The organism is Bradyrhizobium sp. OAE829 (assembly GCF_040546575.1).
GTDB lineage: Bacteria > Pseudomonadota > Alphaproteobacteria > Rhizobiales > Xanthobacteraceae > Bradyrhizobium.
Genome location: NZ_JBEPOE010000001.1, coordinates 231,058 through 246,553 on the forward strand (window position 1 = coordinate 231,058; position 15,496 = coordinate 246,553).

Consider the following 15,496-nt stretch of genomic DNA (forward strand, 5'->3'; position numbering starts at 1 on the left):
TCGTCGCAAGTGCTCCCTTGCGCAAACGCCTTGCGTTTGTCGCAGGCAATGACGAAGACGGTACGGGCGCCTACGCCGCCTTCTTGTTCTCCGCGAGATTGGCGAGCTGCCGCAAAATCTCGGTCGTGCCCATAAGCCGTTCTTCCGGCGTTTTCCATACCTGCAGGAACACCACCTTCATGTCGGGCCGCACTTTCGCGGCCTGGCCGTGCTGGCGGATGAAGAACACCAGCCGGTCCGGCTGCGCGAACTTGTTGTCGCGGAAGCTGATGACGGCGCCCTTCGGTCCGGCATCGACCTTCTCGACATTGGCCCTTCGGCAATAGGCCTTGATCGCGGCGACCTTGAACAGATAGCGCACCTCGTCCGGCAGCACGCCGAAACGGTCGCGCATTTCGGCGGCGAAATTGTCGATCTCCTCGTCGGTCTCGAGATCGGCAAGCCGGCGGTACAGCGACAGCCGCACCGCGAGGTCGTTGACGTAATCCTCCGGAATCAGCACGGGCATGCCGATGGTGATCTGCGGCGACCAGCGGTCGGCCGCGGGCTCGACCACGCCGGCCTTGAGGTTGAGGATCGCCTCTTCCAGCATCGATTGATAAAGCTCGAAGCCGACTTCCTTGATGTGACCGGACTGTTCCTCGCCGAGCAGGTTGCCGGCGCCGCGGATGTCGAGATCGTGGGAAGCAAGCTGGAAGCCGGCGCCCAGTGTCTCCAGCGATTGCAGCACCTTGAGCCGCCGCTCGGCCTGTCCGGTGATCTTCTGCTGCGCCGGCAGCGTGAACAGCGCATAGGCGCGCAGTTTCGAGCGCCCCACCCGGCCGCGCAGCTGATAGAGCTGCGCCAGGCCGAACATGTCGGCACGGTGCACGATCAGCGTATTGGCAGAGGGAATGTCGAGCCCGGATTCGATGATCGTGGTCGAGAGCAGGATGTCGTATTTGCCGTCGTAGAACGCCGACATGATGTCTTCGATCACGGTCGGCGGCATCTGGCCATGCGCGACCGCAACCTTCATTTCCGGGACGTTCTTGTCGAGGAAGTCTTTTACGCCGGCGAGGTCCTCGATGCGCGGCACGACATAAAACGCCTGCCCGCCGCGGTAGCGCTCGCGCAGCAGCGCCTCGCGGATCATCAGCGGATCGTGCGGCGCCACGAAGGTGCGCACCGCGAGGCGATCCACCGGCGGTGACGCAATGATCGAGAGATCGCGCACGCCGGTCAGCGCCAGCTGCAGCGTGCGTGGGATCGGCGTCGCGCTCAACGTCAGCACGTGGACCTGTGCGCGCAATTGCTTCAGCCGTTCCTTGTGGCTGACGCCGAAGTGCTGTTCCTCGTCGACGATCAGGAGGCCGAGATCCCTGAACTTGATCGCCTTGCCGAGCAGCGCATGGGTGCCGACCACGATGTCGACATTGCCTTCCGAAAGTCCCTTCTTGACCTGCGTCAGTTCCTTCGCCGCCACCAGCCGCGAGGCTTGCGCGACATTGACGGGAAAGCCACGAAAACGTTCGGTAAAGGTCTTGCTGTGCTGCCGCGCCAGCAGCGTGGTCGGCACCACCACGGCGACCTGCTTGCCGTCGAGCGCGACCGCAAAGGCGGCGCGCAGCGCCACCTCGGTCTTGCCGAAGCCGACGTCGCCACAGATCAGCCGGTCCATTGGCCGGCCGCTTTCGAGGTCCTTCAGCGTGGACGTGATGGCGCCAAGCTGGTCCTCGGTCTCTTCATAGGGGAAGCGTGCGCAGAACTCGTCATAGACATGCGCCTGCACCGGCATTTTCGGCGCTTCATGCAGATGCCGTTCGGCCGCGATCTTGATCAGTTCGCCCGCGATCTCGCGGATGCGGTTCTTGAGTTTTGCCTTGCGTGCCTGCCAGCCGCCGCCGCCAAGCCGGTCCAGTTCGACATTGGCGTGGTCGGAGCCGTAGCGCGACAGCAGCTCGATGTTCTCGACGGGGAGGAACAGCTTTGTCTCGGCCGCGTAATGCAGCTCGAGGCAATCATGCGGCGCGCCGGAGACCTCCAGCGTCTGCAGCCCGATGAAACGGCCGATGCCGTGCTCGACATGCACCACGAGGTCGCCGGCGGCGAGGCTCGTGACTTCAGAGATGAAATTGTCGAGTTTGCGGCTCGCCTTGCGCGGCCGCACCAGGCGGTCGCCGAGAATATCCTGTTCGCTGATGACCGCGACGTCGTCGGTCTCGAAACCGGATTCCATCCCGACCACCGCCAGCATGGCCTCGTTGCGTGGCGTCGCCTGCACCGTGCGCCAGGTGTTGACGCTGGTGAGGTTGAGCAGCTTGTGGTCGCGCAGCATGCTGCCCATGCGGTCGCGAGAGCCTTCGCTCCACAGCGTGACCACCACCTTCTTGCGCTGCGCCTGCAACGCCAGCACATGGGCGACGACGGCTTCGAACACGTTGACCGAGCTGTCGGCACGCTCCGGCGTGAAGTTGCGACCCTGCCGGGCGCCGGCATCGAACACGTCAGAACTGCCGTCGGGCACCGCGAACGGCGTCAGCCGCGCCAGCGCGGCTTCTTCCAATCGTGTCGTCCATTCCGTTTCGGTCAAATACAGCCGATCGGGCGGCAGCGGCTTGTAGATCGCGCCGCTCCCGGGATGCTCCAGCGCCTCGCGCCTTGCCTCGTAATAGTCCGCGATCTGCTTGAAGCGTTCCCGCGCGGCGTCCTCGCCCTGAGGTTCGATCGCGACCGGCGCGCCGTCGAGATAGTCGAACAGCGTGTCCATCCGCTCCTGGAACAGCGGCAGCCAGTGTTCCATGCCGGGATGACGGCGGCCTTCGCTGACTGCTTCATAGAGCAGATCGTCGCGCTGAGGCGCGCCGAAGGTCGCGACATAGCCCATGCGGAAGCGGCGGATGGTTTCGGTGACCAGCTGGAATTCGGAGACCGGCACCAGATCGAGCGCGCGCATGTCGAGCAGCGTGCGCTGGGTTTCGGCGTCGAACGTGCGGATCGATTCCAAACTGTCGCCGAAGAAATCGAACCGCACCGGCTGGTCGAGCCCGGCCGGAAAGAGGTCGAGAATGCCGCCGCGCACGGCGTATTCGCCGGGCTCGCGCACGGTCGAGGAGCGGTTGTAGCCATTATGCTCCAGCCAGGCGACGATGGAGTCCATCGGCACGACGTGGCCGGGCGCGACCGACAGCGCCTGCGCCGCCACCACCTCGCGCGCCGGAACGCGCTGGACGACGGCGTTCACCGTGGTCAGCACGATCAGCGGCTTGTCGCTGCCTTGAAGCCGCGACAGCCGCGCCAGCGTGGTGAGGCGCTGCGCCAGGACGCCGCCATGCGGCGATACCCGGTCATAGGGCTGACAGTCCCAGGCCGGAAACTGCATGACCGGCAGATCGGGCGCAAAGAATTCCAGCGCCCGCGCCAGTTGCTGCATACGGGGGCCGTCGCGGCACACCACCGCAAGGCTTACCGCCGGCGGCTTCGGCTTGGCAGCGACCGCGCGTGCGAGGTCAGCAACGACCAGCCCTTCCGCGCCCTCGGCGACATTGGCAAAGGTCAGCGCGCGGCCGGGGGCCAATAGCGCGGCGGGCGACTTGACTGGAGACTTCATGCGTCGTGGTCCACGGCGCGACGCGCCTTGATGCGATCGAACAGCGCGCTGGCGTATTCGGGATCGAGCGGCTTTTCGCCGGTCAGCGCGGCATAGAGATCGGGATCGGGCACCTCGAGCAGCCGTTCCAGTTCGGCCATGTCGCCATCAGACAGATCAGCGATCTCCGCATCGGCAAAGCGCCCAAGGATGAGATCCATCTCACGGGTGCCGCGATGCCAGCAGCGAAACAAAAGCCGCTTGCGGCGGTCATCGAGGCCACCGCTCGATCGTGTCGAACCCGTCATTGTCCCATTCCCATCCGAACGCCAAAAGCCCGGACGTGCCGGGCGGGCTTGATATAGCCATGGCCGCAGCGAATGTCAGTAGCGTTTCAAGCGCAAATCCAAATGAAAATCCAAGTGAAAATTCAAGTGAACTTGATGCATGTGAACCTCGCGCCTCTGGCGTGCGACAACAGGAGGTCGCGGCGGACTTGCAGCTTTTGCGTTTCGCCGGTATGTGTCTGCGCGATCAGTGACCGATTTTGGCACGATCAACAGGGAGAAGGCTCGATGACGTTGTCTCGCCGCCCCGTCGAGGGCATCGCCTAAGGGCGCGTGCGTCAGCCGCGCCGCTTGGGAAATCACGCGCTCAAGTCAGCGAGAGCTGCGCTGTGCGCGTCGACTAACCCAAATCTTTCTGAAAGCTTTCAAATGGGCACTTCTCCCAAGATGGACGGCCGTGCGCCGATCCATGTCTTCGCCTCGTCCAAATCCTGGATCGAGGGCAATGCCACGCTTCAACTCGAACAGGTCGCTGGCCTGGCTGGAGTCCGGGCGGTCGCCGCGATGCCGGATCTGCATCCCGGCAAATATGGTCCCGTAGGTTGCGCCATTCTGGCCGACCGGATTCATCCGCAGCTGGTTGGGTCCGACATCGGCTGCGGCATGGGGTTGTTTGCGCTCGACATCGCAGCCCGCAAGCTGCGGCTCGACCAGCTGGCCGAGCGCTTGAGCCCGCTCGATCAACCCTGGGACGGCGATGTCGCCGGAGTCCTGGCCGACGCCGGTCTTGACGCCACGCCGTTCGATGCTTCGCTCGGCAGCATCGGCGGCGGCAACCATTTCTGCGAGATCCAGGCCATCGAGGAAATCCTTGCGCCGGAGACGGCCGCGCAGGCGGGATTGGACCGGGATCAGGCCTTTGTCCTGGTCCATTCCGGCTCGCGGGGCCTCGGTTACTCGATCCTGGAGCGCGTGCTGTCGAACGGGCAAGCAGCGCTCGATCCCGCGAGTGACGACGGCGGATCTTACATGGACGCGCATGATCACGCCGTGCGATGGGCGAAGCTCAACCGTCGTATCATCGCCGAGCGGGCCGCAGTGGCTGCGCGTGCGGAACTGCGTCCTGTCAACGATCTGGCCCACAACATGGTCGAGCGTCAGAGCTCGACCGATGGCGAGGTCATGGCGCTGCACCGGAAGGGCGCGGCGGCTTCCGATCGCGGGCTGGTGCCGGTGCCGGGATCGCGGGGGACGCTGTCCTATCTGGTGGAGCCGCTGGCGGCGATGCAGACCGAGGCGCTCGCTTCGCTCGCGCATGGTGCGGGGCGCAAATACGACCGCGCATCCATGCACGGCCGCGTGCGGGGCAAGAAATCCGACGTGGCACGGCTGGAGCGCAATCCCTATGGCGGCATCGTCGTCTGCGGGGATCGCGGCCTGCTCGTGGAAGAGGCGCCGGAGGCCTACAAGAACATCGACCGCGTGATCGCCGACCTCGTCGAGTTCGGCCTGGCGCGCGTGGTGGCGACGTTCCGGCCGCTGGTGACGTTCAAGAAGGCGCAATCCAGCGTCGCGCTGAGCAGCGGCAAGCGCGAAAAATCCTGGAAGGAGGATCGCCGATGATCCGGCTTCTCCTCACCAGCGGACGCGGTCCGGCGGAATGCCGGATCGCGCTCGCAAAGGCGTTCGCGACGCTCACCGCCGAAGCGACCGCGCTCGGTCTTGATACCGATTGCGTGAACGGGCCGAATCCGGACGGGCATGGTCCGGCGTCGGCGATAACGGTGATCCACGGCGACGCCGCCGCGGCCTTCGCACGGCCTTGGATCGGTTCGATCCAGTGGGTGGCGCAAAGCCCGCTGCGGCCGCATCACAAGCGCAAAAACTGGTTCATTGGCGTTTTCGAACTTCCGGCGCCGCCCGAAGCGCCGAAAGCGCTGGCCGCGCACGACGTTCGCTTTGAAGCCTTCCGGGCCGGCGGCCCCGGCGGCCAGCATCAGAACAAGACCGAGAGCGCCGCGCGTGCCATCCACATCGCAACTGGACTTTCCGTCGTGGCGCGTGAGGAACGCTCGCAGCATCGGAACAAGGCGCTGGGTTTGGAGCGGATTGCGGCACTGATCAGGCTGCAGGGCGAGCTCGAAGCGATCACGGCCCGGAATGATGCGCACGCCGCGCATGATCGCCTCGAGCGCGGCAGCCCGGTCAAGCGGTTCAAGGGCAGCGCGTTTCAGGCATCGTAGTCCGACACCAAAAAAGCCGTGGACGTGCCAGGCGGGGTCCGTTCGGGAGAACGTCAGCCCTTCATGCTCGAAGAATTCGTCATTGCCGGGCTTGACCCGGCAATCCATCTGCTTCGTAAGATTCATTTCAAAGAATGATGGATGCGCGGGTCAAGCCCGCGCATGACGGACCAGTAAATGCGCCCTCCTCTGCTCAATCCGCTGTTTGCTCCGGTCACGACGCTTGCTGGCGTCGGGCCGAAGCAGGACAAGTTGCTGCGTTATCTGCTCGGCCGCAGCGAGACGCCGCGGCTGGTCGATCTGCTGCTGCATCTGCCGGCCAGCGTGATCGATCGCCGCGCGCGGCCAAAAATCCGTGAAGCCGTGCAGGGAACCGTGGTGACACTGGAGGTCACCGTCGATCGCCATCGGCCGCCACCGCCGCGCAATTCGCGCGCGCCCTACCTCGTCTACGCCAGCGACGACACCGGCGACGTGGTGCTGACGTTCTTCCGCGCCAAACCCGGTTATGTCGAAAAACTGCTTCCCGTAGGCGAGAAGCGCTACGTGTCGGGCACCTTGCAGATGTACGACGGGATTCCCCAGATCGTGCACCCCACCAACATCGTCGATGAAGCGGCGTTCGCGAAGCTGACCGGCATCGATCCGGTCTATCCCCTGACCGAAGGCCTCGCCCTCGGTTCGCTGCGCCGCGCGGTGGCCCAGGCGCTGCAGAAACTCCCTGAACTGCCCGAATGGATCAGTCCGGAAGTCGTCCGCCGCTGCCACTTCCCGCCCATCCGGGAAGCGTTCACCCGGATCCATATCCCGGTCGAGCTGACGGACATCCTCCCCGATGGCCCGTTCTGGTCGCGACTCGCCTTCGATGAACTTTTGGCGGGTCAACTGGCGCTGGCGCTGGTGCGCGCGCAACTGCGCCGGCCGGCCGGCGACCGCCATGCCGGCGACGGCCAGCTGCGCAGCAGGATCATCGACGCTTTGCCTTATGCGCTGACGGCGTCGCAGCGCGACGCGGTCGCCGCCATCACCGAGGATCTGCGCCAGCCGGTGCGGATGCTGCGGCTGCTACAGGGCGACGTCGGATCCGGCAAGACGGTGGTCGCCCTGCTCGCGGCCGCCGCCGTAACCGAGGCCGGCAAGCAGGCCGCGCTGATGGCGCCGACCGAAATTTTGGCGCGCCAGCACATCAAGACCATCACGCCGCTCGCAGAGCGCGCTGGGATGCGGGTGGCGATCCTCACGGGGCGCGAAAAGGGCAAGGAGCGGCGGGAAATCCTGGCGCAGCTGGAAGCCGGCGAGATCGATTTCCTGGTCGGCACCCACGCGCTGATCCAGGACGACGTGATCTTCAAGTCGCTGGCGCTCGCCGTGGTCGACGAGCAGCATCGTTTTGGCGTGCGCGAACGCCTCGCGCTCACCAACAAGGGCGACGCTGTCGATGTGCTGGTGCTGAGCGCGACGCCGATCCCGCGCACGCTGGTGCTGACCTATTTCGGCGACATGGACGTCTCGGAACTGCGCGAAAAGCCGGCCGGCCGGCAGCCGATCGATACCCGCACCGTCCCCAACAGCCGGCTCGACGAAGTCATCGACGGCGTCGGCCGCGCGCTCAAGGCCGGCAAGCTGGTCTACTGGATCTGTCCGCTGGTGGAGGAATCCGAGGCCGAGGGCATCGAGCACCTCACCAACGCCACCGAGCGCTTCGAGCGGCTGCAGCAACGTTTTGGGGACCGCGTCGGGCTCGTCCACGGCCAGATGAAGGGCACTGAAAAGGACCGCGTGATGGCGCAGTTCGCCGCCCACGAGATCGGTCTTCTGGTCGCGACCACCGTGGTCGAAGTCGGCGTCGACGTCCCCGCCGCGTCGATCATGGTGATCGAAAATGCCGAGCGCTTTGGCCTCGCCCAATTGCATCAATTGCGCGGCCGCATCGGCCGCGGTTCGGAAGCCTCCACCTGCCTGTTGCTCTACAAGGAGCCGCTCAACGAGATGTCTACCGCGCGGCTGAAAGTGATCCGCGAAACGTCGGACGGTTTTCGGATCGCCGAGGAAGACCTGAAACTGCGCGGCGAAGGCGACGTGCTCGGCATCCGGCAAAGCGGCCTGCCCGGCTACCGCATCGCGCGCTCCGAAGTCCACGGCCAGCTCATCACCCAGGCCCGCGACGAAGCGCTGCGGATCATGAAGGACAATCCGAAGCTCAAAGGCGACCGCGGCGAAGCGCTGCGGTGCTTGCTGTATTTGTACGAGCGGGATGAAGCGATACCGCTGATCGGGGCGGGGTAGCTGTTCTCCTCATGGTGAGGAGCCGCGAAGCGGCGTCTCGAACCACGAGGCCACGGTGCCGCCGCCCATCCTTCGAGACGCGGCCAAGAGGCCGCTCCTCAGGATGAGGACTGTGGGCTTGGCGCGGTGCCCTACTCCACCTTCGCCGGCTGCAGCGTGCCTGCATTCGCGGCGTTGGCGGCACGCGCTGCTTGCGCGGCCTGCGCGGTCGCGGCCAGTGCCGCGATCTTCTTTTGCGGATCGGAGCCCGGCTGCACCACGCCGCAGGACATGATCAGGGTTGCGGCGTCTTCGGCGCTCATGTCGATTTCGAGGATCTTGCTCTTCGGCACGTAGAAGAAGAACCCCGTGGTCGGGTTCGGCGCGCACGGCAGGAACACCGAAATGTGCTCGTCATTGCTGGGAAGGCGACTGGAGATCTCCACGCTCGGCGATTGCGAGATCAGCACGATCGACCACATCCCCGGCGAGGGAAACTCGACCAGGCCGACGCGGCGGAAGCTCGACCCCTTCCCCGAGAACAAGGTCTCGAACACCTGCTTGACGCCGCGATAGATCGCGCGCACCGCCGGAATGCGGCCGAGCAGTCGTTCGCCAAGATCGACCAGCGTTCGCCCGATCAGGTTCGCGGTCAGGAAGCCGAGCAGCGTCAGCGCCACCACGGCGATGACCAGCCCGGAACCCGGCAGCCCGAACGGCAGATAGGTTTCCGGCCGGTAGGTAATGGGCACGAACGGCCGCACCAGGCCGTCGACCCAGGTGACGAACCACCAGGTCAGGTAAAAAGTAATCGCGATCGGTCCGGCGACCACGAGGCCGGTGAGGAAATAGTTGCGGAAACGGGCCATTAGCCCGCGAGGGGCTTCCGGCGGGACGTCGGCCGGGTCGGACGGGGGCAGATCTTGGGGATTCATTGCGGTTCCAGGTCGCGGGGGCAGCCGGTCTTGTTCCAGCTAAGCCATCCTAGCAGGTTTTTGAAGGCCCGAGATGCCGGCAAGCATGCCCCTGCGGCTATTCGACCGTGACCGATTTGGCCAGATTTCGCGGCTGATCGACGTCGGTGCCCATCACCACGGCGGTATGGTAGGCCAAAAGCTGCACCGGGACCGCATAGACCATGGGCGTAAAGGTCGCAGCCATGTCAGGCAGCACGATGGTGACCAGGGATTCGATGGTCGCTTCCGCAGCCCCCTTGGCATCCGTCATCAGGATGATGTTGCCGCCGCGGGCGGCGACCTCCTGCATGTTGGAGACGGTCTTTTCGAACACCCGGTCATGCGGCGCGATCACCACGACCGGCATGTTCTCGTCGATCAGCGCGATCGGGCCGTGCTTGAGCTCGCCGGCGGCATAGCCCTCGGCGTGGATGTAGGAGATTTCCTTCAGCTTCAGCGCGCCTTCCAACGCCAGCGGATAGCTGGTGCCGCGGCCGAGATAGAGCACGTCGCGGCATTTGGCGATGTCGCGCGCGAGTTTTTCAATCTGCGGTTCGGTCGTCAGCGCCGCGGCCATCAGGCGGGGAACTTCGACGAGGCCATGGACCAGCTTGGTCTCGTCCTCGTCGGACAATTCGCCGCGCGCCTTGCCGGCGGCGACGGCGAGCGCCGCCAGTACCATCAGCTGGCAGGTGAACGCCTTGGTCGAGGCGACGCCGATCTCCGGCCCCGCCAGCGTCTGCAGCACGGTTTCGCTCTCGCGCGCGATCGTGGAAGTTGCCACGTTGACCACGGACAGTGTGTGCACGCCTTGCGATTTGGCATAGCGCAGCGCCGCCAGCGTGTCGGCGGTCTCGCCCGATTGCGAGATGAAGATCGCCAGATCGCCCTTGCGCAGCGGCGCCTCGCGGTAGCGGAATTCCGAGGCGACATCGACCTCGACCGGCACGCGGGCGAGCCGCTCGAACCAGTATTTGGCGATATGGCCGGCATAGCTCGCGGTGCCGCAAGCGACGATCGCGATGCGCTGCACACCCCTGAAATCGAACGGCAGCGTCACCGGCAGCATCACGCGGTCGGTCACCATGTCGACGTAACGCGCCAGCGTATGGCCGACGACTTCGGGCTGCTCGTGGATTTCCTTGGCCATGAAGTGGCGGTAGTTCGCCTTGTCGACCAGCGAACTCGACGCCGTGTGTTTGATCGCGTCGCGATGGACGATCGCATTGTCCTTGTCGTAGATGGTGGCGCCCTTGCGCGTCAGCACCACCCAGTCGCCGTCCTCGAGATAGCTGACAGTATTGGTCAGCGGCCCCAGCGCAATCGCGTCCGACCCCAGATACATTTCGCCGTCGCCGTGACCGATCGCCAGCGGCGGGCCGTTGCGGGCGCCGATCATCAGATCATTGTCGCCGGCGAAGATGAAGCCGAGCGCGAACGCGCCGCGCAGCTGCGAGAGCGCCGCCTTCACCGCTTCCACGGGACCGACGCCCTGGCCGAGCAGATTGTCGACCAGATGCAGCACGATCTCGGTATCGGTTTCGGTCTTGAAGACCGCGCCCTTTTTCTCCAGCGCCTCGCGGAGTTCGCGAAAATTCTCGATGATGCCGTTATGGACCACGGCGACACGTTCGGTCGCATGCGGGTGCGCGTTGTTTTCGGTCGGCCGGCCATGGGTGGCCCAGCGGGTATGCCCGATCCCGGTGTGGCCGGCGAGCGGTTCGGCCTCCAGCCGCTTTTCGAGGTTTTTCAGTTTGCCCTCGGCGCGGCGCCGCGCCAGATGGTCGCCTTCCAGCGTGGCGACGCCGGCCGAATCATAGCCGCGATATTCCAGGCGTTTGAGCGAATCCACCAACTGCTCCGCGACCGGAGCGTGTCCGAGAATGCCGACAATGCCGCACATGCGGTTTAATATCCCCAAATCGTCGAAAATTTGCCGAAGCAACGCCACGTTCCCTTAACGGGAAACGCCGCCGCCCACCTACTCAATAATTATTGCGGATTGAGACAGTCTTAAGCGGAAAGCTTAACGAAGTGAATAGGCTGGCGCCCTGGCCGGCCCGCCGCGCGTATGACTCGCAGGTAAATGGCACTGGTTGTTCATCGACGACCAGAACCTCTAGCTGCTCAAGCGCGCTTGGGAAGCGTGGTCACAGAAACGGTGCGCCGTTTAGATAATAGCCATACGCGCGCTCTTCTTACCATCTCAACCAGGAGTATAATCTAGCTTCCCAAGGTTGAGAATCATGGCTGCCAAAATCGTCATAACCCGAACGATCGTTGAGCCCATATCTATCAAGCCGAAACCAAGACGCAAGCTAACGCGCGAAGAAGCGGGCATCAGGCATGGCCTGTCCCACTTCTATGCAATGAAAGGCGTCATCGAAGAGCTGTTTGGCAACGACGAGTTCATGAAAGTCAAAATGTCTGCGTCGATGGCCGAGTGGCGCAAGCAATGCTGCCGAATTCTCGATGCGGTCGCGTTGTCGGTTAAATCGACCGTTCACATCGCTGACGACGAATGGTTCGACGAAGTTGCCAAGTTGGTGAGCGATGGAAAGACGCGGGTTGAAGAAAGCGATACGATCGACGAAATGTTCGCCAGATTTTCGGCAATCATGACCCGGATCGTTTTTACCCAGATCGGGAATATGCCCTCCCGGTACCGTGCGCAAAAGAAGGTTACGCTGACCCCGGATTGGTGGACATTGGACCCCTACAGAACCGTCCAGTACGTTCAGAACCCCCGGCAACGGGCAAACCTGACCGCCCGAACCAAACGACGACAGGAAGCAGCCCAGAAAGATCCTGGCTCCTGATACCTCGCGGTCTGTGGATTGCGCCGTGCGGTACGGGATAACCCGATTTTATTAACTCCTGCCGGCTGAAACTCATTGTATTTCATATGAGCGATTGTCGCAGGTGACTCGCACCACCAGAACGGTAAAGGTGATTCTTGCCCAATGAGCTTGATCCAGAGTGGCTTTCCGTCATTGGGAAAGCTCTCGCGTTCTTATGTGTCCAAGATATCTCACGAAGCGATCCAAAGCGGGTGCCTGACCTCGTGGCGAAGGTGAGGTTTCTAAGGCATCGGCCTCCCAACCCACGAAGCAGCCGAGGCGCAAGCAAAGTAGCAAGCCTGCTGTCGCCGAGCCCAGAGCGCGCGCTCCTGCACATCAGGAAGTCACGGACTAGTCTGCAAAAAGCCATTACTTAAAATAAGCATCGTAAAGGTCTTGTCCGAGGCTTCCATACTGACTCGATTTGTACTTTGAGAACTGAAATTTGTTGAGGTCTTTGGCGTTGAATTTCGTTCTGTACCACTCAAATGCGTGCAGCTTCTGATGTTCGATAAGCAATCGAAGGCAAACTATAAATCCATTTATGGTTGTCGTCGTTAGCATCCGGCCCGTCACCTTCTGATCGGCCGTCCAGCGGTTAGCGTCCACATTCGACTTTATTGCAGAAATGAAAGTATTGATCTCGTTCGAACAGAACTGAATGTAAGCTTGCGCCAATTGTTCATTTGGATCATCGATCAATGTCTGCTTGTTAGGGTCCTTCCAAGCCTTGAACAGCGTGTCCACGCCACTCAGCTTGATCAGTGGCTTCACGCCGTAACTGACAATGGTTGTCGTTTTGATTTTTCCTTTGTCAAAGAAATATCGTTCGAAATGTCCACCCAGCGCACTCTTATCATTGAGGAAGTTTACAATCTGCCTGGCGATTGAGTCTTGCGAGAAGGGCTTGAGGAGGACACCGATCGCCTGCTTCAGCTCAGATCGTGCATTGGTTTGCGTTGCGTTGATTTCTAAAAACAGAGTCGCCTCAAATTTCGCGCGATCTGTTTTTGAAATGCCCTGCGGATAGATGACGCCGGTTACCAACAAATTCTGTTGAATTCTTAGGAGGCTAATTGCGGCTTCGTCTTTGCCGCCCTCATGGTATGAAAACACTCGATGCTGACCATCAATCAAGCCGATCGAATTATATTCGGATGGAAGCTGAATAGTTCCCGGCTGCGTCTGCGTGATTTTCGAAGGATCAATGGTTTGACCCTCGTCATTCGTTAGCTGTGTATTGCTGGGCAGGGTGACAATGATGTTATTAATGAATACGCGCTTCTCGCCGAGCAAATATTTTCGGATGGCCTCAATCTTCGCTCGGCTGATCATTCTTTGATACAGCCCGTCCTCATCGCCCCATCCGTCTTTTCGCAAGACGTAACAGCGCTCCAAGAGTACTGCTGGCGCAACGTAAAAGGAAACTACTTTGTACCCCGGAGGAAAATGAGATTGCCCCTCCGGCAGGACCGAGCCCTTATGGTAGACCGTGGACATCACGGGCGAGATAGAGTTCGCTCCGATTTGATTTTGCGAAAGGCCTAGAAATTTGAAGAGCTCATATCGCGCAGATTTTTTGACCCGGTCCGTGATCGATTTGAAATATTGAACGATGTGATAGTCAAGATATGTGACGCCGGGCACCTCGGCCTTCAATTCGCTTGTAATCGGATATCGCGAGCAATAAACGATCACTAATTGAAAATGGTGGGGCTGATACTTTGGGTTTTTTGCCGCCTTAAATTCTGGAAACTTTGCATCCATGTAAGCCAAGAATGCGGGAATGTCGTCGTTGATCTTGTCGTAAAGAACCTTCTTCTTTTTCAGATGGTCCGAGATGCCGCTCGTTAAAACGGTGCACTCGCTGACGATGACAATATTCTCAAGGAGAAATATGTCATCGAAATCGCTCTTCGTACCTTGATACTCGATCTCCTTGTCCGACGCGGAAGGAACCCGTTCAAACTCACACGTTGTGAAGATCGAACGCACCTCGCGAAAATGCGTCTGTTTGAGCCGACGTTGCTCTCGCTCGGCCGCTGAAAGTTTTACCTTTTTCTTTTTCTTCTTCTTTTTTGCGATTTTGACCATGACATCAAAGCTCGCGCTTTGGGAGAGATTTCCATTCGTTGGGCACTCGCGCGACTTTGTTGCTCTGCTTTGGCTGATGCGTCTTCTTTCCGCTGAGACGGACTTTTAGCGTTCCATCGGATAGTTGCTTTACTCGCCTGCGAGCGATCTTGATGAAGGCGTTATCCTTATCAATGCCGACAGCATGGCGATTGTGCATCATCGCAGCAATGGCCGTCGTTCCCGTTCCCATAAAGGGGTCCAATACCGTGTCGCCCGGGTCGGTGAATGCGAGAACGCATCGCTCGACAAGCTCGACCGGAAATTGACAAGGATGGATTGTCTTCTCAGGATGATTGGCTTTTACATTTGGAATGTCCCAGACTGGATCGCGCTGGAGATGTTTTTCGGCTGAGAATTCCCAGTAGTCTGATGGATTTTTGCCTAGCGGATTTCCGCTCGGCTGTCCGGATTGTTTCGCCCGGCTCTTGGCGTGCCTTTTGCCAGGATAAAGTTGCGGCACGCGCACTGCGTCGAGGTTGAAGCGATAGTCATCGGACTTTGTGAACCAGAGGATCGTCTCATACCTTCCAGACAATCGCCTCTTCGAATGGAGCCCGAAATTGAAACGCCAGACAATTCTGTTCCGCAGCTTCATACCTCGCCGTTTGAAGCTGTCGTATGTGTAAATGTCGATTGGGAAGACCTCGCCGTTCTTGATGAACGTCCCAATCTGCCAACAGATACTTCCGTGTTCCTGAACCGCGTCGACTAACTTGCCGATGATCTTATCGAGCCATTCGACGTATTCTTCGAATGTCAGCTTTGTAGAACGCTCGTATATTTTTCCGATATTGTACGGCGGAGACGTGACGATCAGGTCGTATTTTGCCTTCGGTAGCGTTTCCAAGACCGCCAACACATCTCCCTTCAGAAATGTTGCAGTCGGGATGATCTTTGGTGACGTAATCTGTAGCAACTGGTTCGCCCCGAATCGTTTGCCTCCGGGGAGTATTGCAATTTCTGCGGATGCTAGCGAATAACACGCTTGTCCACACGAAATCCGCTGACGCCCCCGCCCGCCCTCCAAACAGTGCGGAGTGATTTAAGTCCACCCCTGTTGAAAGTCTCAAACTCCAAGCAGATCATACCGCGCGCATCGTTGCAACTTGCAGTCGCAATATACTTTCGTTAATGGCGGTGATTGGCCCCTCCGCCGATCCTCCACGGTAGCATGCGCTACTCCGCCTCCCCCAATCCTCAA

At 61.1% G+C, this 15,496-nt stretch carries 11 protein-coding genes; 5 read left to right on the plus strand and 6 right to left on the minus strand.

Features of this window, described 5'->3' with window-relative positions; genetic code table 11:
- Positions 1 to 70: 70 nt before the first annotated feature.
- Positions 71 to 3,589 carry a transcription-repair coupling factor gene (gene mfd / locus ABIE49_RS00920; RefSeq protein WP_192736026.1) on the minus strand — a complete coding sequence of 1,173 codons (3,519 nt, stop codon included), beginning with the start codon at positions 3,587 to 3,589 and terminating at the stop codon, positions 71 to 73.
- Positions 3,586 to 3,876 (minus strand): FAD assembly factor SdhE, encoded by a 291-nt coding sequence (locus ABIE49_RS00925; RefSeq protein ID WP_192736027.1) that lies wholly within the window; start codon positions 3,874 to 3,876, stop codon positions 3,586 to 3,588. Before ABIE49_RS00925 ends, mfd begins: the two co-directional genes overlap by 4 nt.
- Positions 3,877 to 3,935: 59 nt before the next feature.
- Here ABIE49_RS00925 and ABIE49_RS00930 point away from each other — a divergent pair, with 59 nt between their 5' ends.
- The 4 genes from ABIE49_RS00930 (at position 3,936) to recG (ending at position 8,384) form a co-directional block, all read left to right on the plus strand.
- Entirely contained in the window at positions 3,936 to 4,109 is a 174-nt protein-coding gene (locus ABIE49_RS00930; protein WP_192736028.1) for a hypothetical protein, read from the plus strand.
- Between the two features lie 175 nt (positions 4,110 to 4,284).
- Complete coding sequence (locus ABIE49_RS00935; RefSeq protein ID WP_192736029.1) at positions 4,285 to 5,478, plus strand: RNA ligase RtcB family protein; 1,194 nt, start codon at positions 4,285 to 4,287, stop codon at positions 5,476 to 5,478.
- Positions 5,475 to 6,098, plus strand: coding sequence for a peptide chain release factor H (gene prfH / locus ABIE49_RS00940; protein WP_192736030.1), 624 nt, complete (start codon positions 5,475 to 5,477; stop codon positions 6,096 to 6,098). Before ABIE49_RS00935 ends, prfH begins: the two co-directional genes overlap by 4 nt.
- A gap of 177 nt (positions 6,099 to 6,275) precedes the next feature.
- Positions 6,276 to 8,384: an ATP-dependent DNA helicase RecG gene (recG, locus tag ABIE49_RS00945; protein ID WP_192736031.1), complete on the plus strand. Its 2,109-nt coding sequence runs from the start codon at positions 6,276 to 6,278 to the stop codon at positions 8,382 to 8,384.
- 131 nt (positions 8,385 to 8,515) lie between these two features.
- Here the strand turns inward: recG and ABIE49_RS00950 are convergent, their stop codons facing one another.
- A complete protein-coding gene (locus ABIE49_RS00950) occupies positions 8,516 to 9,298 on the minus strand; it encodes a DUF502 domain-containing protein (protein WP_192736032.1) in 783 nt (260 codons plus the stop codon).
- 97 nt (positions 9,299 to 9,395) lie between these two features.
- Entirely contained in the window at positions 9,396 to 11,222 is a 1,827-nt protein-coding gene (glmS, locus tag ABIE49_RS00955) for a glutamine--fructose-6-phosphate transaminase (isomerizing) (protein ID WP_192736033.1), read from the minus strand.
- A gap of 343 nt (positions 11,223 to 11,565) precedes the next feature.
- Between glmS and ABIE49_RS00960 the strand changes: the two genes are divergently transcribed.
- Positions 11,566 to 12,138 carry a hypothetical protein gene (locus ABIE49_RS00960; protein ID WP_192736034.1) on the plus strand — a complete coding sequence of 191 codons (573 nt, stop codon included), beginning with the start codon at positions 11,566 to 11,568 and terminating at the stop codon, positions 12,136 to 12,138.
- Positions 12,139 to 12,528: 390 nt separating this feature from the next.
- On the opposite strand, the gene ABIE49_RS00965 is transcribed toward ABIE49_RS00960, so the two are convergent.
- Positions 12,529 to 14,253, minus strand: coding sequence for a DGQHR domain-containing protein (locus ABIE49_RS00965; RefSeq protein WP_192736035.1), 1,725 nt, complete (start codon positions 14,251 to 14,253; stop codon positions 12,529 to 12,531).
- A gap of 4 nt (positions 14,254 to 14,257) precedes the next feature.
- The gene (locus ABIE49_RS00970; protein WP_192736036.1) at positions 14,258 to 15,211 is read right to left on the minus strand and encodes a DNA-methyltransferase; all 954 of its coding nucleotides are present in this window, start codon (positions 15,209 to 15,211) and stop codon (positions 14,258 to 14,260) included.
- Positions 15,212 to 15,496 lie beyond the last annotated feature (285 nt).

Bases quoted from the DNA above. Each gene is read 5' to 3' on its own strand.
- mfd (WP_192736026.1), bottom strand. From the start codon at position 3,589: ATGAAGTCTCCAGTCAAGTCGCCCGCCGCGCTATTGGCCCCCGGCCGC.
- ABIE49_RS00925 (WP_192736027.1), bottom strand. From the start codon at position 3,876: ATGACGGGTTCGACACGATCGAGCGGTGGCCTCGATGACCGCCGCAAG.
- ABIE49_RS00930 (WP_192736028.1), top strand. From the start codon at position 3,936: ATGGCCGCAGCGAATGTCAGTAGCGTTTCAAGCGCAAATCCAAATGAA.
- ABIE49_RS00935 (WP_192736029.1), top strand. From the start codon at position 4,285: ATGGGCACTTCTCCCAAGATGGACGGCCGTGCGCCGATCCATGTCTTC.
- prfH (WP_192736030.1), top strand. From the start codon at position 5,475: ATGATCCGGCTTCTCCTCACCAGCGGACGCGGTCCGGCGGAATGCCGG.
- recG (WP_192736031.1), top strand. From the start codon at position 6,276: ATGCGCCCTCCTCTGCTCAATCCGCTGTTTGCTCCGGTCACGACGCTT.
- ABIE49_RS00950 (WP_192736032.1), bottom strand. From the start codon at position 9,298: ATGAATCCCCAAGATCTGCCCCCGTCCGACCCGGCCGACGTCCCGCCG.
- glmS (WP_192736033.1), bottom strand. From the start codon at position 11,222: ATGTGCGGCATTGTCGGCATTCTCGGACACGCTCCGGTCGCGGAGCAG.
- ABIE49_RS00960 (WP_192736034.1), top strand. From the start codon at position 11,566: ATGGCTGCCAAAATCGTCATAACCCGAACGATCGTTGAGCCCATATCT.
- ABIE49_RS00965 (WP_192736035.1), bottom strand. From the start codon at position 14,253: ATGGTCAAAATCGCAAAAAAGAAGAAGAAAAAGAAAAAGGTAAAACTT.